Origin of the sequence: Finegoldia magna ATCC 53516 (genome assembly GCF_000159695.1) — a bacterium.
In the GTDB taxonomy this organism is placed as follows: domain Bacteria; phylum Bacillota; class Clostridia; order Tissierellales; family Peptoniphilaceae; genus Finegoldia; species Finegoldia magna_F.
On the sequence record NZ_CM000955.1, the window covers coordinates 346112 to 367409 of the forward strand.

A 21298-nucleotide genomic window follows, 5' to 3' on the forward strand; every position below is an offset into this window, starting at 1 on the left:
TCCCTAAAATTATTTTTCAGTTTTTTTCAAAATATTTTCTTTATTAAAAGCCAAAAAGAATAAGCCGATTAAAGAAATCGGCCAACCCAAAACCCAAAATCCCCAAGAAAAAAGAGGTTTATCCTCAGAAATCTCAAGCAAGTATGACCTGATAGCTCCGAAAGTCAACAAAGATAACACTACATAAACAGATAAGATTACATAAACAACTTTATTTAAGCTGAAATTTGTCAAATACATTATCAACAACCAGCTGATAAATAATTCCAATGCCATATACAATATTCTTATAATATTTTCAGAAATTTTCTCAGGTTTTCTAATATCTTGCCACCAAATACATTGTGCTATGAATTTTAACATACTCTTATCTCCTCCTTTTAATTGATTTGTTATATCTATACTATAACAAAAAAATCGGTCAGGCAAACCATCTGCCCAACCGAAATTTATTTCTTTTTCTTTTTGACCATCTTCAATCTGAAGAATTCTTCTCTTTCTTTTTCAGCTAAGATATCTTCAGTATCTTTGATGGATTGTTCGTATTTTGGAATTTGTATTTTATCCAACGCATTGGCACGTTTTTGAGTTTTTTTGATTTCCTTACCCAATTTGTACACTGCATTTTCCATTTCTGCTAACTCGTAGATAGTCTCTCTAATTTTGTTGAATGCAAGAACAGCTCTATCGAACGAAGCATTAGTTCTGAAGAAACCATATTGCGCTTCGGCTTTTGATTTTGGATATACAATGTTTGGAACTTCAACTCCCATTACTGATTTGTAAATTATATCGAATTCTTTTTCGTGACTAATCGAACGGGAAATTTCTTCAAGTCTATCAGTTCCAACTGTTATTGATGCTTCCGTTAAAAGAGCGTAAGCTTCTTCAAACTCTTTTTCGATGGAATCTTGAAGAGTTTGTGCTTTTTTCATTAGCCCCATCATTTCTTTGATGAGGACAGTTCTTTTTTTATCCAAAAGATTGTAACCTTTTTTGGAAAAATCCAATGTCTTTTTAGCTTTTATTAAATTCCCCTTTGTAGGAGTCATCTTATAAACTGCCATATAATCACCTGTTCATATGTTGTTTTATCATTTCTGGTGATAATCTGTCCAATTCGTTTTCTGGTAAAATCTTCAATAAATCCCACGCAAGATCCAATGTTTCTTCGATTTCTCTGTTTTCATAATAATCTTGTCTTACAAATCTATTTTCAAATTCGTCTCCAAATTTCAAATATTTTTGATCTGCTTCACTCAAATCATCTGCGCCGATAATTTGTGCCAAATCTCTAACTTCTTGAACGTGAGAATAACTTGAAAATAATTGGCTACTTACATCTGGATGATCTTCTCTAGTATATCCTTCACCAATACCATCTTTCATAAGTCTGGATAATGATGGAAGAACATTGATTGGTGGATAAATGTCTTTTTGCATCAAACTTCTTTCCAAAACAATTTGTCCTTCAGTGATATATCCTGTTAAGTCTGGAATAGGATGTGTGATGTCGTCGTTTGGCATTGTCAAAATTGGAATCAAAGTTACAGAACCTTCTGCATCTTTTATCATACCTGCTCTTTCATACAATGATGCCAAATCAGAATACAAATATCCTGGATAGCCCTTTCTGGAAGGAACTTCTTCTCTTTTTGATGAAACTTCACGAAGAGCTTCTGCATAACTTGTCAAATCAGTTATGATTACCAAAACGTGATAATTTTTTTCGAAAGCCAAGTATTCTGCTGCAGTCAAAGCTGCTCTTGGAGTTATAATTCTTTCCATTATTGAATCGTCAGCGTAATTTACAAACATACACACATTATTCAATACACCAGATTGTCTGAAAGTATCTTCGAAAAATCTTGCTTCGTCATGTTTTACACCAATCGCTCCGAATACAATTGCAAAGTTATCTTCGTTTGCACCTTTGATTTTCGCTTGACGAACGATTTGTGCAGCCAATCTATTGTGACTCATTCCAGATCCAGAAAATACCGGAAGTTTTTGTCCTCTGATTAAAGTCATCAAGCAATCTATTGAACTGATTCCTGTTTGTATAAAATCTCTTGGGTAAACTCTGGAAACTGGGTTGATGGCACGACCATTTACGTTGTAGCGTTTTGCGGCGTAAATATCTCCCCCATCATCAATTGGTTGACCAATTCCGTTGAATTTTCTTCCCAAAATATCTTCTGACAAAGCTATTTCGAATGGTCTTTGTGTAAATCTAACCTTAGTATTTTGTGTACTCATTCCTGTACTGTCACCAAATACTTGAATAGTAACAGTATCGTCGTTAATGTTTACAACTTTACCAACCATTGATTTATCTGATGCAGATGATTTTACTTCGACAACTTCACCAAAAGATGCTTCATTTACATTTTCAACTTCTATAATTGAACTTTCAACTTTTTTTAGTTTAATGTATTCTTTTATCATAAAATCACCTACTTTTCGTATTTGCTAATCAAATCGCTATAAAATTCTTTGATTTCGTCATTTAAATCTTTGATTCCACTTAAATCTTCGTTGGAAATTGTGTTTTTCATGGCGATAACTTTTGAATACAAATCTGCATTTTTAACTTGAGAAATAGGAATTTGTTCTTTGATCGCTTTGCGACCTTCTTCGTATAATAATTTGATAGTTTTAAGCATTTCAACTTGCTTTTTAAGAGGAACATAAGTGTCCACCTTACTGAAAGCATTTTGTTGCAAAAATCCTAGCTTCATTACATTTGAAATATCTAAAATCAATCTTTGATCATCTGGAAGAACATCTTCACCAACAAGCATTACTATTTCCTTTAATTTGTCTTCTTCGTATAACAATTTAAGCATTTGATTTCTCAAATCTACAACATCTTCGCCAAGTTTAGATTCGTAATAATCTCTTAATTTTTCTACATAAGAAGAATAACTGCTCATCCAGTTAATTGCTGGATAGTGTCTTGAATATGCCAAGTCCTTATCCAAACCCAAGAACACATTTACGAATCTCTTTGTGTTTTCTGTAACTGGTTCACTGAAATCCCCACCAGCTGGAGAAACTGCTCCGATAATTGTAACTGATCCTTCGTTGTCGTTCAAAGTTTTTACAATCCCTGCTCTTTCGTAGAATTGTGCAATTCTTGATGGAAGATATGCAGGATATCCTTCTTCTGCAGGCATTTCTTCAAGTCTTCCTGAAATTTCACGAAGAGCTTCTGCCCAACGAGAAGTGGAGTCTGCCATTATTGCGACATCATATCCCATATCTCTAAAATATTCTGCCATTGTAATTCCAGTGTAGATACTTGCTTCTCTGGCTGCTACTGGCATGTTGGAAGTATTTGCAATCAACACAGTTCTTTCCATAAGTGGCTTTCCGTTGTTTGGATCGATAAGTTTAGGAAAATCTTCCAATACTTCTGTCATTTCGTTACCGCGTTCACCACAACCAATGTAAATAATAATATCTGCGTCGGCGTATTTTGCCAATTGGTGTTGTGTCATTGTTTTTCCTGTACCAAATCCACCCGGAATTGCTACAGTACCACCTTTTGCAAGTGGGAAAAACACATCCAAAATTCTTTGACCAGTTTCCAATAAACGATCGACATCTAGTCTTTCTTTGGAAGGTCTTGGAATTCTGATTGGCCAGTCTTGGTATAATTTTATATCTGTTACATTCCCAAAATCATCTTCAACTTGCATAATAGTAGTTTCAATATTGTACTTGCCATTTTCAAGCACGTTTTTGACAGTACCATTAACTCCAACTGGAATCATAATTTTGTGAACGATAGCTTCTGTTTCTGGAACTTCTGCTATGATTTGTCCTTGAGTAACAGTGTCACCATTTTTAACTTTTATAGTGACATCCCATAATTTTTCTTCATCAATTGAAATAAGTCCAATACCTTCTGGGATAAAAGTTGAAAATTTGTCTCTGATTTCTTTTAATGGTCTTTCAATACCATCAAACATATTCTTCAACAAACCAGGTCCCAATTTTAATGAAAGTGGTTTGTTAGTATGATAAATCTCATCGTCTTTTTTCAATCCTTCAGTTTCTTCATAAACTTGGATAACCGCAATATCATCTTCAAGACTGATAACTTCTCCGATTAATTTCTTTTCACCGATTAACACCATTTCCTTGGCTGTAAAATCGGTCATATTTCTTCCTTTTATTACAGGACCATTAATAGAAAAAATCTTACCATTATTCATTGATATCACCGCCTGTCATTAGATTATGAATATCTTCACCCATTTCATGTTTGCAATCTTGCATTTTTGACAAATAAGTGTAATCAAAATTCACTGTTTCTTCTACATCTTGAATCATAAATCCTCCCAAGTAATTGTTAGGAATGGATTTGATTTCTTCGACTTTTTCTGAACTGAAATTCTTAGTTACATAATCATAATCGTTTTGTAAAACCAACAACACTACCTTATAATCCAAATCAGCCAAGTTTTCTTCAATGTTCCTGATTAATTTTTCTTTGTACTCATCGGTCTTCACAAAATCCAATATTTTTTTAGTAACATTATCAAACAATTTTTGCAATACATTTTCTTTTAAAACCAAAAGCTCTCTTCTGCTTTCTTGTTCAGCAGTTCTCAATTTTTCGATAGATTTTTGTTCAGCTTTTCTGGTTCTTTTTTTCAAATTTAAATTGTATTCATCAATTAATTTTTGTTCGTATTCTTTTAGCTCATTTTGATTAGAGTTTTTTACCTCAAGAAGTTTCTTTTCATAATCTTTTTTCTTATTCGCATAGATTATTTTGTTAAAAATATCTAATTTCTTTTCTAATAAAATCATTTCTACCTCTAATCTACCTTAATTCCTATAGACCCCTTAATGTATTTCATCAAGAAATCTTTGTCTTCAAGTCCATTTCTTCCGGGTATTGTTACAACCAATGGCTTCTTACCCTTGTCTTTGTGTTTTGTCACTTCATCTTTTATAGTATTGAATACTTCCTCAGTGATAATGACAACACCCAAAGTGTCATCAATAGTTGCAGCCTTGAAAGCTCTCTTCATTTCAGCTTCGTTATTCGCAACTAAACCTGTGATTCCAGCAAGGCGCATACCAAGATTTGTAACATTATCCGCACTTATAATTACGGATTTCATAATTATAATTGTTGCAAAATAAGAATTGAAATAACCAATCCGTAAATTGCAATACCTTCTGCTAATCCTACATAAATTAATGATTTACCTAATAATGATGGATCTTCACTAACAGCTCCCAATGCTGATGAACCTACAACACCTACTGCATAACCAGTACCAATTGTTGCAAGACCTGTTGATAAAGCTGCTGCTAAAAGACCAAGACCATTAGATGCACCAGCTGCAGATTCTGCAAATGCTGAGTTTGGCATTAAAAATACAAATGCCATTACAAGACATGGAATTATAGCAAAAAGATTAGTTCTTAAAGCTTTTTTTAATTTTGTTTTTGATGAATCAGTGTTGTTATATAACAAATAAACACCTGAACCTATAGTTAATAAAACTATTATTGCTGTTGAAATTAAAATAAAATACATAAATTTATCTCCTTTAAATTCTCTTTATAGTTGGTTGGAATAAAATTCCGTCACCTTTAAAATACTTACTAAACAATTCATAATATTCAAGTCTCAACGATTGAATAAACACAATCAAACCTTCAAGACCCAAAATCACGATATTACCTACAATTATCATAGCTACATTCCCTGCATTTGTTCCTATCATCTTACCGATAGATGTGAATGCCAAGAACAAACCAACGTGGTTGATAGCAAATGCTCCTACTCTTATAAATGATACCGTTGAAGAAAACATCGAAATCAAAGTTTCAATAATTGAAAATGAACTTTCGACATAATAACCTGTAACATCTAATCCATTGTGAAGAGGTCTTCTCTTGTACAAAAGTTGTGTCAATGGAACCTTGAAAATCATAACGAAAATCACAATCAACATACAAGCTGCTATTACTCCAACAGGCACAATGTGTAATTCTAATGCTACAGTTGCAGCTAATAACAAGAACAACAAGAACAACAAAAATCCTGCCAAACCTTCTTGTCCGAAAAGTCCTTCTTGCACATCTTTAAAAATATAATTATTGCATAATCCTAAAACATAAGCCATCAATAAAAGTACAATTCCAAGGCCTATAGCTATAATCAAAACCTTGTTGATATTTTCAAATGGTTTTAAAAATAACGCTGGAATAACTCCTTCTAATCCGAAGAAAGAACCGTAAAAAATCCCAAAAATCATGGAACTTGCACCAATTCTTTCAAGAAGTCCACCCATCATTTTGTCCTTGAACTTAGCTAACAAAACACCTGCTACAAACATCACAGCGCCTTGTCCCAAATCTCCAAACATAGCCCCGAACAACAACATATAAGTCAACCCAAAAAATACAGTAGGGTCGATTTCCTTGTAATTTGGAGTTCCATACATGTTTACTAAAAGCTCAAACGGTTTAAAAAATTTGTTGTTTTTGAGCTTGGTGGGAGGAGTTAGTCCACTGTCATCTGCATCCAAGAAATTAATGAACATATCATCGTATGCAGATAATTTTTCTTGAACAACACTCTTAGCTGATTCAGGAACCCAACCTGCCAAGTAAAAGTAGTTTTCACTTCTTCCAAGTAAACTCTTCACATCTTCTAATTGAATCAACAAATTAGCAGAAATCACCATATCAATGATTTTGCTTTTGTTATCTCTGTAAATCTCATTCAAACTTTGATTTAATTCTGAGATTTGGGCTCCCAAGTTTTCATTTTCCAATTCAATTTTGGAAATTATTTCTTTTGGAATATCTTTTCTATTCTTGTTAATATTAATATCAGTCCAATTCAAAGACCTTAGAATTCTGTCTGTTTCAATGGACACATCTTTTGGATAAATAGCTACATAAACTTCCTTTTTGTTCTTACTTGCCAAATGAAGTACACTTGCCATGATATTATCGTAGTTTTTCTTCAACTTTAATCTATTTTCCTTAGACAAATAGCCAAAGCGATAATCGAAATACTTCATATCACACAAGCTTTCAATAGAAACATCCAAATCTTCTATCAAATACAAATCTTCTAACTCTTTTTTATTTTCATCAATTTGGTTTTCACAATCGTAGATCTTGTCCACCTTAGATTTAATAGAACCGTAGAAGTCTTTGATTTCATCTTCGTTGTACTCTCTTTTTAATCTCTCATCTTTCAAATCAATTTTGAAAATATCCTTCAAATTATCAGCAATAGAATTCAATTCCTTAACATCCCTGTTTTCAAAACCAGTAACATTATTAAACTCCATAGTTTTTTCGATATTTTCACTATTGATATTAACGATAAAAGTATTGTTTTCGATTTGGCTCAAACTATCAGTAAGTTCGACACTTCCAATATCCAACAAATCTTTTATAGTGGATTCAAGATACTTCAGATTTCCAACTACATTCATCATGTACATTTTTTCTGCTCTCAATTTACCACTTCCTTAAACTCTTCTAATCAGATAAGACTTGGACTTTTCAAAATCCAAATTAAATCTCTTAGATTCCACACTTTTTTCAATATCAAATTTTTCAAACTCAAGTAATTCGCCAATCGCAATAAGTTTCGAAATATTGTACTTATTAGTATGTAGCAAATCCATAGCCTTGAAATAAAGATATCTGTAAACTCTCCTATCCATGTACAAATCAATATCATTGTCGGTATTAACCAAGAAAGAATACTTGCTTTCGGAAATAAACTTCATCAACTCATCAAAATCCATATACGAAATCTTCTTCAAATCGTCCAATTGGAACAATTTACCGCCCAAAATCGTAAAGTTGAAAATAATCTCGCTATTGATTTCATAATATTTGTTAGCTCTATAAATCCATTCCAAATTCAATAAGTCGATTTTTTCACCATAATAATCTTGGACAATCTTAGAATCTTGTTTCGATAAACCTTGACTCATCTTGATAATGTTTGAATAATAATTTCTATCCAAGTTCATCTCAATAAAAAACAAAATTCTGTGACGATTTTCTTCCTTGTACCTATCGACAATAGATTTGTATGGCTCATCTAACATATCCACAAAATCTTGAATCGTAGTCGACGAAGAAATTCGAGAAAATTTTGTATCCCTGAGAACTATAAGATTATCATTCAACCTATCGGTGTATTCCCTTCTAACGATAACACGCGCCAAAGTTTTAATATCTTCAACGACATAATACTCCAACAAAGAATTATAAAAATCCTTGTACCTGCCGTTCATATAGTATTTCAACTTTTCTTCAGTTTTAATCATCTTATCATTAAGACTGTTTTCAAACTGACTCACGCCCTCGTTTGCGTATTCACCCTCAATCTTTCCCAATTTCAAAAGATAATCATATTGATCCTTATTAGTATCAGCTTCTAATAATTTCTTAAAATCTTCATCAGACAAAAGCTCTGAGCTAATCTTAGAAATCTTAGTATTAAGCGCACTATATAATCTTGCAGATCCCATAATTACTCCGTAATAATGTTGAAGAATTTATCCACCAATCTATCCTCGTTCTTATCGAAGATTTCCTTCAAGTGATTTTTCTTTTCTTCAATACTCTTCTTTTGATTTTCGATATTATTGTTTTGGCTATTAATAATATCTTCATGGACAGAATTAAGTTTAGTTACAGATTCTGATTGATATTTGTCTTCAAGCTGTCTTATAGCTTCTTTTTGCTTTTTTTGTTCAGTCACAAGATCATTTTGAAAAGATTCATCCAAATCCTGTGCTTTTTTATCAATCTCAATTATTTTATTGATTATATCTTTCATAAACTCACTTCCTCACATCTACCTATTATAACCCATATAAATTTTTAAATCGAAATAGAATTTAGATATATTGTTGAATTTTTTATAAAAATTGCTATATGTATAAATGAAAACATTTTTATTATAATTTTTTGATTGCTGTAACTTTGATATTTTTAATTTACATTCTTTTAAATGAAAAATAAATTTTTAAAAATTTAGACAAAGTTTTGATTTTCGTGATTAAATTTTTATATTTTTTTCAATAGACTAATTGTCAAATCAAATGCAACACCTATGGTAAGAAACCAAAAAGTTCTTCTTTAGGTGTTTTATATTGTATACATTTTCTAGGTCTATTATTCATTAAACTTAAGTTATAATTTAAATCATTAATATTTACTTCCGATAAATCCATACCCTTAGGATAAAACTCCCTTAAAAGTCCATTACTATTTTCATTTGTACCCTTTTGCCATGCACAGTAGGGGTCACAAAAATAAGTTTTACATCCTAACTCTTTTTCTATTTTCTCAAATTCTGAAAATTCTTTACCTCTATCAAAAGTTATTGTTTTCACTAATTCTTTGGTAAAATCTTTTAGTGCATTGATTATTGCAGGTGTTACATTTTCTGATTTTCTATTTTCAACTAGAATTGCTATATAGTATCTAGATTTTCTTTCTGCTAAAGTTACGAAACAGTATCCACTTTTTCTTTTATGATCGAACCTGCCTGATTCTACTGTATCTGCTTCCCAGTGACCTAGCTCTTGCCTTTTGTATATTTCTTTAGGTCTTTTCTTAATAGTTCTGCCTTTATCGTTAAATTTTCCTCTTTTTTCTGCTGGTCTTTTAAATCTTCCTTTTCTTCTCAAATTTTCCATACTGGTTTTTGGCAGTTTTTTTGCGTGTATAAGCCTATATATAGTTGATGTAGATGGTATATGATTAATAGAATTTGTATTTCTATTTGATATTTGTTCAGGTGACCAATGTTCATTAATTTTTATAGTTAAATACTCAATAACATCTTTAGAAAACTTGGTTTTCCTATGACAATCTTTCCTTCTATGACGATATTTGTCATTTGCCTTTATTGGGAAGTATTTAGTGTAACTTCCTCTACTGGATTTTATTTTAGAAGAATTTCTTTTAATTTCTCGAGATATTGTACTAGGTGACCTTTTAAGTGCTTGTGCAATTTTTCTTATACTCATTCCTAAATTTAAAAATTGATAGATACAAGATCTCTCTTCTATGGTAAGATGGTTATAGCTCATAGTTAATCGCTCCTTTTAATATGTTTTGTTTGGTCACTTACATATTAACACAGCTGATTAGCTATGAGTTATTTTATGTTGCACTTGTTATGATAAATTATCAATAAAAAATACTGCACAATTTTACATTGTGCAGCACCTAAATATTTTATTTCATTGAATTTACTATTTGTTTCATATTGTCAACAGTTGTTTTACCTGTCAATGTATATCTAATTCCATCCGCTACAAAAACAGCTATCTTTTTAGATACGAAATTTTGTGGTTGATTACCGTCATTTTTTGTTTCAATTAAATTAACTTTATATCCTTGTTCCGAAACAAATTGCTCTACGAAACCATACATTCCCAAATAATCAGTAGTCCATACATTGTTAAGCTGAGTTTCACTTAAAATTATATCCGCTTGTATTGATATTGGAGATTTGTACAAGTTTCCTTCATCATAACTATAAAATCCATCTTCTTCATTGTAAGAGTAGTTTGATGTATCTCCAAGAATATAATTGTCACATTTGATTATAGCATAATCTTTATTATCAGTTTCAACATCTGAAATCATGTACTTATCGTCTTTTGACAATTCACTATTTAAAAGGGAAACACCCAATTGTTCTTGTATTTGTTTGTAATTTTCTCTAGAAGTAGATTGTGATTTTATAGTTTTTCCTCTATTTTTAATTTGTTTTGTTATTTTCATAGAATCTAATTCAGGCAATTCTAATTCATTAACTTTGGATTGTTCATTAACTAATTTAACCGCATAAACTTTTGAACTAAACACAATTGCAAAAATAACCATACATAAAGCTATAGTTAATTTTTTTGTTGATTTCTTCCTACCATTATTGTTTTTCATTTTAATTTCCTTTCATTTTCTCATTTACATTGTTAATTAATATAACAATGTTGAACATTTTGTTTTTTCTTAAACTTCATTGTAGATTATATTATTTATGTTGTATTTACTTTAATCTATACCATTTCTCGTAATGTGTCAAGATTTTTTCTAATTTTTCAATAAAAAACTGGGAGATATTCTCCCAGCGGTAAACTATTTTTTGTTTTTGATTCTGTTGTATCTTTCTATATTTTGTTCATTGGACAAAAAGTCGTATGCATTGTTAACTTCTTGGAACTTCGCAGTTGCATCTGCTGCTTTGTTTATATCAGGGTGATATTTCTTGGCAAGTTTTCTGTAATTCAATTTGATTTCGTACTTGTCTGCATTGTATCCAACTCCCAACGTGTCGCAATGTTGTTCGTAAGTTCTAACGAAATCGTCCACTGGATTTTGGTATTGGTTTTGATATCCATATCCTTGTTGACCATAACCTTGGTTGTACCTACCGTATTGACCTTGTTGTTGGTAATATCCAAAATCATCGAAGCCAAATCCGTTTTGATTGAACCATTCCTCAAATCTTCTAGTCCATTCTTCTTGTTCACGTCTTTGTCGTTCTTCACGCGCTTTTCTTTCTTCTTCTTGTTTGTTGAAGATGTATTTCTTCTTGTAATCAGAATAAGAAGTGTATTTTGTTTGTGAATTATTGAGATAATAATCCCCGTATCCACGTAAGAATTCAACCATAGAATATTTTACATATTTTAGATAATTGACGAATCCTTTACCCAAAATAGGAAATATCGTTATGAACAAAACCGTAAATGTAACCCATTTGTATTTGAAAAATATATAAGGAAAGAACAAAATAAATATACAACCGAAGGATAGTATGGATCCTAGTACATACCTAAATCCTACAGTTAAATTAACCAATGTTTCTATAAATGCTATTAAAAATCCGAAAAATCCATCCAAAAATTTCGCAAATCCTTTTACGAAACCTCCCCATGCTTTCTTCATTTATTCACCTACTTCCAATTTCTTTTAATTTATTATATCATACTAATGTCACAAATTAGATAGTTTATGAAAGAGGTAATATGAATAATTTACTTGAATCACAAAATATAAATAAAAATTTAATAAAAGATGTAGAAAAATTTTTGAAGAATAATGAAGTAGATGACAAATTCAAATCCAGAATTCCAAAACCACGATTTAATTATTATGGAAAAGAAGTTTTGGAAATGGCTATAACAAGCATTTTGGAAGCGAACAATTTGTTATTGGTTGGTCCCAAAGCTACCGGCAAGAATATATTATGTGATAATTTGGCGTATATTTTCCAAAGACCACAATGGAATATTTCTTTCCATGTAAATACAGATTCTGAAAGTTTGATTGGGATGGATACTTTGAAAAACGATGAGGTTATTTTCAAGGCAGGTCCAGTGTTGGAATCTTCACTAAACGGGGGGTTCTGTGTGTTTGATGAGATTAATATGGCGAAGAACGATTCTGTTGCTATTATGCACTCCGTCTTGGATTATCGTCGAATTATAGATATACCTGGTTTTGAAAAAGTAGATATTCACGATAAAACAAGATTCTTGGCTACAATGAATTACGGATACGCTGGTACGCGTGAAATCAATGAAGCGTTGTTGTCCAGATTTTTCGTAATAGATATGCCAAAAACAGACGAAAAAACTTTGAACAAGATTCTTTCAGAAGAATTTTCTTTGACAGACACTGCTCAAAAAATGTTCGTCAGATTCTTCATGGATTTACAAGAAAAAAGTTTGAATTCTGAAATTTCTGGAAGATGTATCGACTTGCGTGGTTTGTTATCTTCAATCCACGCTATGAAAAGAGGTTTGAGCGTAAAATCCAGCTTAAAACTTGGAATTGTTAATAAAACATTCGATGAATTTGAAAAAACAATCGTGCAAGATATTATCGACACTATATTCAAGGACGATTTGAAACCGGAAGAGATATTTGAATAATGGAAGATTCAAGGTCCAAAAATCTATTTTGGCTGTTGAGTGAAGATTATAACATGAACCCCAATTTAGATTTTATTACTAAAGATAATATCTATGCCGAGATTTTTCAGACTGCGCTTTTTGGATTTGCTTACAGATTCTACGATATGAATTCGGTTATGAAAATAATTGATAATGTGTCAAATAAAACGGATATCTCCACGATTTTAATGATAATCTTAGACAACAATTTAAAAGATAAAATGATAAATGAAAGAAATGGACTTGAAGATTTTGATAGATTGCAGAAATTATACTATTCTGACAAATATTATAAGTCCAATCCTAGAAACATTTCTGAAGAATTAGAGAAATATCACTACACTGATAAGCCTTGGACAACTACCAAGTCCATACGAGAAATCTTGATGTTAACTAAAACAAAGTGTGACGATAGCTTGTCTTTGATAGATTTGATGATTAAGATTGTAAATAAATATTTCTACTCATACAAGACAATTTCTCAAAATGATAATTTTGAAAAGATAAAAAAAGAAGTCAAACCAGTTACCCAGAAAACAAGTCAGAAAATTATAACAAAACAAGAAAATGTATCTCAACTTGAAAAATATTCCATAGGATCACAAGAGTTTACTGAAGATTTGTACAAATTATTGGAAGATGAGGATGTCGACAGCGACTCCTCCACTCAAAAAACTTCACGAACTAAGGATGTTCATCAAAATATTGAAAGATTGTACGGAAAAAGTATCGTTGATCAGTCTATCTTGAATTCTTTGAAAAACAAACTGTCCACAGATATTCATTCTGACGTGAATTTCCACATTGTCAACGCCAATTCTACTAGAATTGAAAATTACAGAACGAATCTTTTGGTGGAATCTTACAATGAGAATGTTAAACATTTTGAGAAGAATATCCTAATATACAATCGTCAAGTCAATGTTTTAAGTGAAATGTTAAAACTTGCTCTTCTCAAAAATGAAGATGACGATGTCAGAAGATCAACGTTCGGAACTATCGATATTAAAAGAGCATGGCGTCACACAAAACTAAACGACAATAAAATTTTTAATAAAATATACAAAAACGAAAACAGTCCAATGTCTGTTGATTTGTTATTGGATATGTCTGCAAGTCAAAGTGAGAAGAAGGAAATTATAGCGGCACAAGCTTATGTAATCGCCAAAGCACTGAGTGATTTGTCGATTAAAGTTCGTGTACTTGGTTTTCAGGATATGTACGATTATCTGATAATTACAAAATTCAAAGACTACGATGAACAAAACTGCAAAAATATTTTTCATTATCATCCAGAAGGCTCCAACAGAGACGGTTTGGCACTCAAATTTATGAGAAATATTATGACGGAACAAATGGAGTCCAAACTTTTGATAATGTTAACAGACGGTAAGCCCAACAACATTGTAAATCTCAATTTTGTCGGCAAAACCAGATTTAAAGCGGAAGATTACGTCGGAGAATTGGCAGTCAAAGACACTGCAAAAGAAGTCTTCTTGACTAGAATGCAAAAAATAAAATTACTAGGAGTGTTCACTGGAGCACAAGATGATTTGACTTTTGAGAAGGAAATCTTCACTAATGATTTCTGCTACATTAAATCACCTGAAATGTTCAGCAAAACAGTCGGCTCATTCATCAAAAATATAATATCTAATATGTAATTCATTGCAAAACGAAACCGTTAGAACCAGATGATTCTAACGGTTTATTTATAATTTATTTTCATCAACTAGTATGATGTTATCTATTGTTGTTCTGTTCAAATCAATCAATCTTTGATTTGAAGATCCACGAAACTTCAATCTTAAATCTTTTAATTCTTCAAAAAATCTTCCATCAACAAGTACATCGCACATGTCCAATAACTTTTTGCAGTTTTGTTTTTGAGAAAGTATTTCGTAAGTGTACCCCGAAAAAATCCATATACTTTTGTTCGTGCTTTCTTTGATTTTTCCCACAATTTCAATCAAATCATCGCATGATTCAAATGGTTCTCCACCTAAAATTGTAAGTCCATCAATTTCTTCTTGGTTTAAATAATTTATTACTTGATTTGTTTGTGTATCGGTCCATTTGTCTCCAAAATTTGGATCTTGGTATTCTTTGTTAAAACAATTCTTGCAGTTGAGGCTACATCCTGTTACAAAAAATGTGCATCTAATTCCAGGACCGTTTGCCACATCGTATTGTCTGATTTGTGCGTAGTTCATTAAATGTGCAATACCCTATCTTTGATTTCTTTTGTTCTTCCTTCGTTCCAGAAGTTTTCTCCAAGATATCCACAAGTTCTTCTGACAACATTCATCGTAGCATGGTCTTTGTTTCCACATTGTGGGCATTGCCAATCACCATCTTCGTTAATTGTAATTTCTCCATCGAAGCCGCAGTTTTGACAATAGTCGCTTTTTGTGTTGAACTCTGCATATTGAATATTATCGTAAATGTATTTTACAAGAGTTTCCAAAGCTTTCAAATTCTTACTCATGTTTGGAATTTCTACATAAGAAATGCATCCACCTGATGATTTGTCTTGGAATTTCGATTCAAATGAAAACTTTTCAAAGGCAGATATTTCTTCTCTTACATCGACGTGGAATGAGTTTGTGTAGTAACCTTTATCTGTGATGTTTTCGATTACTCCGAATCTTTCCCTGTCGATACTATTAAATCTGTGAGTTAAACTTTCTGCTGGAGTTCCATACAATGCAAACCCTAGATTAGTTTCCTTCTTCCATTGTTTTATTTTTTCATTCATGATATCCATTATTTTCATTGCAAATTCTTTGCCTTTTGGAGTTGTGTGGCTTTCACCGATAGTCAACAACGTTGCTTCGTAAATTCCAATGTAACCCAAAGTCACAGTCGCATATCCACCTATCAACAAATCTTTGATTGGTGTATGTGGTTTAAGTCTCGCAATAGCTCCGTGTTTCCAATGAATTGGAGAAGAATCACTGGTTACATCTTTTAGTAAATCGTAACGCAACACTCCTGCACGTTTGCACATTTCTAATCTTTTGTCTAATATTTCGAAGAATTTGTCTTCATCTCCATCTGCCAAAATTCCAATTTGTGGTAAATTAATCGTAACAACTCCGATATTAAATCTACCTTCAAATTGATAGTTTCCACGTTCATCCTTCCATGGAGATAAGAATGCTCTGCATCCCATTGGACTGAACACATTTCCTTCGTAGTTTTCTCTCATTTTCTTAGCCGAAATGTAATCAGGATACATTCTCTTAGCAGTACAACGAATTGCAAGTGAAGTCAAATGATAAAATTCGCTGTCCTTGTGAATGTTGTTTTCATCCAAAACGTAAATTAATTTAGGGAATGCTGGTGTAACATACACTCCTGCTTCATTTTTAATTCCTTGAATTCTTTGCTTCAAAATCTCTTCGATTATCTTAGCAGTTTCTTCCTTGTATTCATCGTGATCTTCAATAAACATAAACAAAGTCACAAATGGAGCTTGTCCATTGGACGTCATCAATGTATTGATTTGATATTGGATTGTTTGAATTCCCGATTCCAAATCTTTTTGAGTCATCTTATCTGCCATTTTTTCAGCCATGTCGATGTCTCCAAGAGTTTCGATACACAAATTCAAATTCTTTTCGTAAGATTTTCTCAAATATTTTGACAAACATCTAATGTCTATACTTTGACCACCGTATTGATTACTTGCTATTTGTGCGATTATTTGAGTCATTACATTACAAGCAACTTGGAATGATTTTGGTGATTCGATTAATTTGCCATTTACAACAGTTCCTTTGTCAAGCATATCTTTCATATTTACAAGACAACAGTTAAACATAGGTTGAATTATGTAATCCATATCGTGAAGGTGAATTGCTCCTTCATCGTGAGCTTGAAGCAAATCTTGTGGAATAAGCTTTCTTCTGGCAATATCCTTGCTAACTTCACCAGCGATTAAATCTCTTTGAGTAGAAGCTATCACAGCGTTTTTGTTAGAGTTTTCTTCTAACAAGTCCTTGTTACTTTCTTCCAACAATCCGATTATACTTTCATCAGTAGTATTAGTTTCTCTCTTATATTTTTGTACGGCTTTGTAATTTTCGTACGCTCTTGCCGTAGCGGGATTGTTGTACTGAATTAACTTATAATAAACTTGGTCTTCAATATCAGTAATACTCAAAACTTTTCCAATTGTTTTTGCGTATCCTTCAATTTCGTTGGCGATTTTTTCAGCCAAATTCGGTTCGTAAATTCCTGTACTACTATTCATAGCTTTTTCTATCGCAACGACAATTTTTTTTGCGTCAAATTCAACTTGTCGTCCGTCTCTTTTTTCTACAGTTAGCATTTGCAATCCCTCTTCTCTTTCCTTTTTTTATATGATTAAAATCTTTTTTACTTGATTTTTACTACTGCTATATTATATCAAATACTACAGATAGTATCAATATGTGGGTTTTTGATTTTTATTCATACTATATATAGTTAGTAGGATTTAAAACATTAAAAAAGCACCTTATCAAAAAGGTGCTCTGCATAATAATTTAATTGTGGCAAATTTAAGCTAATATTTATAATTTTAAAATTATTTTAAAATTCCAAATTCATATCCCTTATCTTTAAAATTTTTAATAATTGCTGAAAGTGAATCAACAGTTAGTTGTTTTCCTGGTGCATCGTGACACAAAACTACAACTAAATCTTGCTCAGCTTGATAAGTTAATGAAGTATTTGCAAATTCAACCATGCCTTCCACTGTCGTTGGTCTTCTGCTTTTTGGTTCTGCATCTCCAACCAAACTGTTCCAGTCAATCCAGTGAATTCCCAAAGATTCTAACGCATCATCGCCTGGCTTTAATTGTTGCCAACTCATGTGTCCACCTGGATATCTCCACACGCTCGTTTTAAAATCAGGGCCAAGAACATCTTGCAATGCTTTTTGTGCCATTTCTGCTTCTTTTTTAATTCTATCAGCATTTGCAACTCTACCTGGATATAATTTTGAATAATCGTGTTCAAAAGAGTGAAGAGCAATTGCGTGACCTTCATTTAATTGGCGTTCCAAAATATCTTTTGTGTCTTGAGTAATATGTTTACCAACTACAAAAAATGTAGCAGGAACATTTTCTTTCTTCAATACATCCAAAACTTGTGGAGTTATGCTGTGATTAGGGCCATCGTCAAAAGTCAAGAAACAGATTTTTTTGTTGTCTGTGTTTTTGACATATCCTTCAGATTTTGTTGGTCTAATGAATTGACTAATAGTTTTTGCATCATAAGCATACGAATCTGCTTTTAAAATATGATTTGAACCCTTCATTAATTTATTAGGATCTGGTTTTTGTTCTTCTTTTTTCTCAACAGTTTTTTTGTTCGATTTCTTAGAAGAACTCTCAGCTACTTTTGGATTAAGACTTTGTTCGCTGTTGGCTACTTTTACTGCAACAAAACTTCCCACAGCCAATACAAAAACCAAAAGAACTATTGAGTTGATTATTTTTTTTCTTCTCTTGCGTTTTCTTCTCGCTTCTCTTTCTTCTCTCATAATTTCTCCTATTTCTTATTTAAAATCTCTAAAGCTTTTTGAAGTTGATTGTCTTCTTTCATAAACTCAACTCCGATACCCTTAGCCTTTTCGTCCAACTTGATAACAACATCTGGAGTGACACCTTGTTTGTGGATTTTGTTGCCATTTGGTGAAAAATACTCACTAATAGTAAGCTTCAATCCTTCGCCCTTATCCATCGGAATAATCGTTTGAACGATACCTTTTCCGAAAGTTTTCTCACCGACAATCGTGGCTTTCTTGTAATCCTTCAAAGCCCCCGTCAAAATTTCAGATGCAGAAGCACTTGAACCATTCACAAGAACAACCATTGGTAGATTCTGTTCTGAAGCGTCACTTTTTTGAATATCTTCTTTTTTATTTTTATCTACAGTTTTAACGATAACTCCTTTTGGAAGCAAATAATCTGCTATTTTAACTGTAGAATCCAACAAGCCACCAGGGTTGTTACGCAAATCCAAAACAATTGACTTCACATTTTGCTTTTTCAAATTTTCGTATTGTTCGATAAATTCCTTATCAGTTTTCCTATCAAATTGAGTAATATTGATATATCCAATGTCTCCAATTTTTTGAGAATTAACAGTAGTCAAACTAATCATACGACGTGTTATATTTACATCAAAAATCTTGCTAGTTTTGTTTTCCATTCTGGCAATAGTAAGCTTAACATCTGTATTAGGCTTACCTTTCATCACGTTCACCGCATCATTCATTTGGGATGCATTGTAATCCTTGCCGTTAATTTTAAGTATAATATCATCTTTTTTGATGCCTTTTTCAAAAGCTGGACTGCCTTTGATTGCACTAACAACAGTTATCGCACCAGTTTCAGAAGGAGTAACCACAATTCCAACACCTGCATATTCTCCCTCAGTTTGTTGGTTCAAACTATCCATCTCTTCCTTAGTCAAAAACTCAGAATAAGGATCTCCCAAAGCTTTTACATAGCCTTCCACAGCTCCTTCTTGTTGCTTGTTCTTGTCTATATCAAAAAGATAATATTGGTCAATCAAGTTTTCTATCTTATTGATCTTCGCTAATGGAATACCATTTTCATTGGCAATCGCTGTTCTTTTTCCCGTAGCATTTCCTATAGAAAAACTTAGATACACCAATAAGCAAAGTCCCAATCCAATAAAAACTTTTTTAAATGTTTTCATAAATCACCTCTAACTAATATATAGTATAACAGATTAACGATTTTTTGTATTAAAATTGAGTTACAATTTGTCTAAGATTATTGTGCTTTTAATAAAAAAAATATCCTCTTTTAATAAATAAAAGAAGATATTAATTAAATTATTTAATTGTTAATAGCGTAATTCATAACCCTATCATTGCCAATGGCGTAATCTTGGATTTGGGTTTCAATAAACATATCAGGATACCATGTTAATCCATCTCTCTTATTAAGATCGGAACAGTGTATCACATCATTAAAGTTATAGTCAAATCTAAATAAATAATTTGATACAGATGAAGTAAATAGGTGACTATTTCCAAAATACAACATAGAACCAGATGATGAAGTTGTCCAATCAGATGGTCCTCCTGTAAAATTACCTACTATAGTAACATTATTTAACCCCTTCTTAATATCATCGATTAAAAATGTCGCTGCTGAATAAGAATTGTAATCTGTCAAAACTCTGAATTCAAGTTGTGGATTTGATATTTGATATGTTTGTAATTTTCTAGATAGCTCTCTAAAATGTGTCGTTTCTCCTCCATTATTGTATCTAAGGTCTAATATGATCTTGTTCGTATTATTTTTCTTGATAATACTATCCATATTTTTTTCTAGATTTTTTAAACTAATCTCATCACTTTTATCAGCTGCCTGATTATATTTTACAATGAGGCTTCCTTCTCTTTCGTAACAATAAAATGCTTCGTCATCGGTAAATCTTTCCTTATTATTTTGCACGAATTTTTTACCTATTTTATCATTAATATCATAAACAAATCTTTTTGATTCACTACCTTCAAAATATTGTTTGAAGATTTTAGTAGGTTCCATTTTTATAGCTTCTATATCGACTTTTTGAATCTTGCCATCATTTTCAAGTTCTAGTGATAACCTGTTATTCTTACTTATATTTTCTTTATTATATATATCAATATAACTCAAGTAATATGATTCAAGTTTAGCTTTCTTAAAATATTCATTTTCTCCTGAAACGTATTTATAAAACTTATCAAACAAACTTTTTGCAGACTCTCCATTGATGCTAATAATTTTACTATACAGTAAATTCTTGTAATTTTCTGTAGTATTAATTATGTAAATATCGTCATCAATAATTTTCATTTTTATCGGTAAATAAGCACTACCTACATAAATCATGCCAAGAGCATGACCATCATTAGTCATAGCGATAATTTTATCCATATCAAACTTCAAATCAGCAACCGTTCGCCCTGTTTTGTTTTGGATAATTTTATTTAATTCTTTTTTCATTTCATCTTCTGTTGTATACCCAAGATAAGACTGAGATTGATTAAAATAATGAAGAAAATTAGATAAATCTGTATTATATTCCTTATCAGTTAAAGTCTTATTAAAATCTATGTTTTGTACAACAGTCGTCTTAAGCTTACTGTAGTCTACATTTTCATCTTCAAACATAGAATTTAGGTCTATTGTTAATACTTCAACATCATCTAATTCACTATCTGCAAAACTGTTTGTATTTGTTAATAACAGACTTATTATTAACACAGACACCAAAGTTATTGTTTTAATTTTTTTCAT

The 21298-nt window shown here is 31.7% G+C and carries 20 protein-coding genes; 2 read left to right on the forward strand and 18 right to left on the reverse strand.

What is annotated here, in order from left to right; genetic code table 11:
* Window positions 1-9: 9 nt before the first annotated feature.
* From HMPREF0391_RS01545 to HMPREF0391_RS01605, 13 genes are all read right to left on the reverse strand, one after another.
* Window positions 10-363, reverse strand: a complete 354-nt coding sequence (locus HMPREF0391_RS01545; protein WP_035109088.1) for a hypothetical protein — start codon at window positions 361-363, stop codon at window positions 10-12.
* An 86-nt stretch (window positions 364-449) separates the two neighbouring features.
* Window positions 450-1067: a V-type ATP synthase subunit D gene (locus HMPREF0391_RS01550; RefSeq protein ID WP_002835078.1), complete on the reverse strand. Its 618-nt coding sequence runs from the start codon at window positions 1065-1067 to the stop codon at window positions 450-452.
* Between the two features lie 4 nt (window positions 1068-1071).
* A complete protein-coding gene (locus tag HMPREF0391_RS01555) occupies window positions 1072-2448 on the reverse strand; it encodes a V-type ATP synthase subunit B (RefSeq protein ID WP_002835079.1) in 1377 nt (458 codons plus the stop codon).
* 8 nt (window positions 2449-2456) lie between these two features.
* Entirely contained in the window at window positions 2457-4223 is a 1767-nt protein-coding gene (locus tag HMPREF0391_RS01560; protein ID WP_002835081.1) for a V-type ATP synthase subunit A, read from the reverse strand.
* Window positions 4216-4824, reverse strand: coding sequence for a V-type ATP synthase subunit E (locus HMPREF0391_RS01565; protein ID WP_002835082.1), 609 nt, complete (start codon window positions 4822-4824; stop codon window positions 4216-4218). Before HMPREF0391_RS01565 ends, HMPREF0391_RS01560 begins: the two co-directional genes overlap by 8 nt.
* 8 nt (window positions 4825-4832) lie before the next feature.
* Window positions 4833-5141 (reverse strand): V-type ATP synthase subunit F, encoded by a 309-nt coding sequence (locus tag HMPREF0391_RS01570; protein ID WP_002835083.1) that lies wholly within the window; start codon window positions 5139-5141, stop codon window positions 4833-4835.
* A 2-nt stretch (window positions 5142-5143) separates the two neighbouring features.
* Complete coding sequence (locus tag HMPREF0391_RS01575; RefSeq protein ID WP_002835084.1) at window positions 5144-5563, reverse strand: ATP synthase subunit C; 420 nt, start codon at window positions 5561-5563, stop codon at window positions 5144-5146.
* A 13-nt stretch (window positions 5564-5576) separates the two neighbouring features.
* On the reverse strand, window positions 5577-7508 hold the full coding sequence (locus tag HMPREF0391_RS01580) for a V-type ATP synthase subunit I (RefSeq protein ID WP_002835085.1): 1932 nt from the start codon (window positions 7506-7508) through the stop codon (window positions 5577-5579).
* A 12-nt stretch (window positions 7509-7520) separates the two neighbouring features.
* Entirely contained in the window at window positions 7521-8537 is a 1017-nt protein-coding gene (locus tag HMPREF0391_RS01585) for a V-type ATPase subunit (protein WP_002835086.1), read from the reverse strand.
* Between the two features lie 2 nt (window positions 8538-8539).
* A complete protein-coding gene (locus tag HMPREF0391_RS01590) occupies window positions 8540-8848 on the reverse strand; it encodes a hypothetical protein (protein WP_002835087.1) in 309 nt (102 codons plus the stop codon).
* Between the two features lie 274 nt (window positions 8849-9122).
* Window positions 9123-10109, reverse strand: a complete 987-nt coding sequence (locus HMPREF0391_RS01595; protein WP_002835088.1) for an IS30 family transposase — start codon at window positions 10107-10109, stop codon at window positions 9123-9125.
* 148 nt (window positions 10110-10257) lie between these two features.
* Window positions 10258-10968 carry a hypothetical protein gene (locus HMPREF0391_RS01600; RefSeq protein WP_002835089.1) on the reverse strand — a complete coding sequence of 237 codons (711 nt, stop codon included), beginning with the start codon at window positions 10966-10968 and terminating at the stop codon, window positions 10258-10260.
* A gap of 195 nt (window positions 10969-11163) precedes the next feature.
* Window positions 11164-11976, reverse strand: a complete 813-nt coding sequence (locus tag HMPREF0391_RS01605; protein ID WP_002835090.1) for a J domain-containing protein — start codon at window positions 11974-11976, stop codon at window positions 11164-11166.
* A gap of 80 nt (window positions 11977-12056) precedes the next feature.
* On the opposite strand from HMPREF0391_RS01605, the gene HMPREF0391_RS01610 reads away from it, so the two are divergent.
* Window positions 12057-12965, forward strand: a complete 909-nt coding sequence (locus HMPREF0391_RS01610; RefSeq protein ID WP_002835091.1) for an AAA family ATPase — start codon at window positions 12057-12059, stop codon at window positions 12963-12965.
* A 53-nt stretch (window positions 12966-13018) separates the two neighbouring features.
* Entirely contained in the window at window positions 13019-14650 is a 1632-nt protein-coding gene (locus tag HMPREF0391_RS01615; protein WP_230454529.1) for a hypothetical protein, read from the forward strand.
* Between the two features lie 48 nt (window positions 14651-14698).
* On the opposite strand, the gene nrdG is transcribed toward HMPREF0391_RS01615, so the two are convergent.
* The 5 genes from nrdG to HMPREF0391_RS01640 all read right to left on the reverse strand — a co-directional run bounded on the left by nrdG (window position 14699) and on the right by HMPREF0391_RS01640 (window position 21298).
* Complete coding sequence (gene nrdG / locus HMPREF0391_RS01620) at window positions 14699-15199, reverse strand: anaerobic ribonucleoside-triphosphate reductase activating protein (RefSeq protein WP_002835093.1); 501 nt, start codon at window positions 15197-15199, stop codon at window positions 14699-14701.
* Window positions 15199-17322 carry an anaerobic ribonucleoside-triphosphate reductase gene (nrdD, locus tag HMPREF0391_RS01625; protein ID WP_002835094.1) on the reverse strand — a complete coding sequence of 708 codons (2124 nt, stop codon included), beginning with the start codon at window positions 17320-17322 and terminating at the stop codon, window positions 15199-15201. The genes nrdG and nrdD overlap by 1 nt, the downstream gene beginning before the upstream one ends.
* 237 nt (window positions 17323-17559) lie before the next feature.
* Window positions 17560-18519 (reverse strand): polysaccharide deacetylase family protein, encoded by a 960-nt coding sequence (locus tag HMPREF0391_RS01630; RefSeq protein ID WP_002835095.1) that lies wholly within the window; start codon window positions 18517-18519, stop codon window positions 17560-17562.
* 8 nt (window positions 18520-18527) lie between these two features.
* On the reverse strand, window positions 18528-19703 hold the full coding sequence (locus tag HMPREF0391_RS01635) for a S41 family peptidase (RefSeq protein WP_002835096.1): 1176 nt from the start codon (window positions 19701-19703) through the stop codon (window positions 18528-18530).
* A 143-nt stretch (window positions 19704-19846) separates the two neighbouring features.
* The gene (locus tag HMPREF0391_RS01640) at window positions 19847-21298 is read right to left on the reverse strand and encodes a hypothetical protein (RefSeq protein WP_002835098.1); all 1452 of its coding nucleotides are present in this window, start codon (window positions 21296-21298) and stop codon (window positions 19847-19849) included.

Coding starts and splice junctions, on each gene's coding strand:
- HMPREF0391_RS01545 (WP_035109088.1), bottom strand. CDS start 363: ATGTTAAAATTCATAGCACAATGTATTTGGTGGCAAGATATTAGAAAA.
- HMPREF0391_RS01550 (WP_002835078.1), bottom strand. CDS start 1,067: ATGGCAGTTTATAAGATGACTCCTACAAAGGGGAATTTAATAAAAGCT.
- HMPREF0391_RS01555 (WP_002835079.1), bottom strand. CDS start 2,448: ATGATAAAAGAATACATTAAACTAAAAAAAGTTGAAAGTTCAATTATA.
- HMPREF0391_RS01560 (WP_002835081.1), bottom strand. CDS start 4,223: ATGAATAATGGTAAGATTTTTTCTATTAATGGTCCTGTAATAAAAGGA.
- HMPREF0391_RS01565 (WP_002835082.1), bottom strand. CDS start 4,824: ATGATTTTATTAGAAAAGAAATTAGATATTTTTAACAAAATAATCTAT.
- HMPREF0391_RS01570 (WP_002835083.1), bottom strand. CDS start 5,141: ATGAAATCCGTAATTATAAGTGCGGATAATGTTACAAATCTTGGTATG.
- HMPREF0391_RS01575 (WP_002835084.1), bottom strand. CDS start 5,563: ATGTATTTTATTTTAATTTCAACAGCAATAATAGTTTTATTAACTATA.
- HMPREF0391_RS01585 (WP_002835086.1), bottom strand. CDS start 8,537: ATGGGATCTGCAAGATTATATAGTGCGCTTAATACTAAGATTTCTAAG.
- HMPREF0391_RS01590 (WP_002835087.1), bottom strand. CDS start 8,848: ATGAAAGATATAATCAATAAAATAATTGAGATTGATAAAAAAGCACAG.
- HMPREF0391_RS01595 (WP_002835088.1), bottom strand. CDS start 10,109: ATGAGCTATAACCATCTTACCATAGAAGAGAGATCTTGTATCTATCAA.
- HMPREF0391_RS01600 (WP_002835089.1), bottom strand. CDS start 10,968: ATGAAAAACAATAATGGTAGGAAGAAATCAACAAAAAAATTAACTATA.
- HMPREF0391_RS01605 (WP_002835090.1), bottom strand. CDS start 11,976: ATGAAGAAAGCATGGGGAGGTTTCGTAAAAGGATTTGCGAAATTTTTG.
- HMPREF0391_RS01610 (WP_002835091.1), top strand. CDS start 12,057: ATGAATAATTTACTTGAATCACAAAATATAAATAAAAATTTAATAAAA.
- HMPREF0391_RS01615 (WP_230454529.1), top strand. CDS start 13,019: ATGAACCCCAATTTAGATTTTATTACTAAAGATAATATCTATGCCGAG.
- nrdG (WP_002835093.1), bottom strand. CDS start 15,199: ATGAACTACGCACAAATCAGACAATACGATGTGGCAAACGGTCCTGGA.
- nrdD (WP_002835094.1), bottom strand. CDS start 17,322: ATGCTAACTGTAGAAAAAAGAGACGGACGACAAGTTGAATTTGACGCA.
- HMPREF0391_RS01630 (WP_002835095.1), bottom strand. CDS start 18,519: ATGAGAGAAGAAAGAGAAGCGAGAAGAAAACGCAAGAGAAGAAAAAAA.
- HMPREF0391_RS01635 (WP_002835096.1), bottom strand. CDS start 19,703: ATGAAAACATTTAAAAAAGTTTTTATTGGATTGGGACTTTGCTTATTG.
- HMPREF0391_RS01640 (WP_002835098.1), bottom strand. CDS start 21,298: ATGAAAAAAATTAAAACAATAACTTTGGTGTCTGTGTTAATAATAAGT.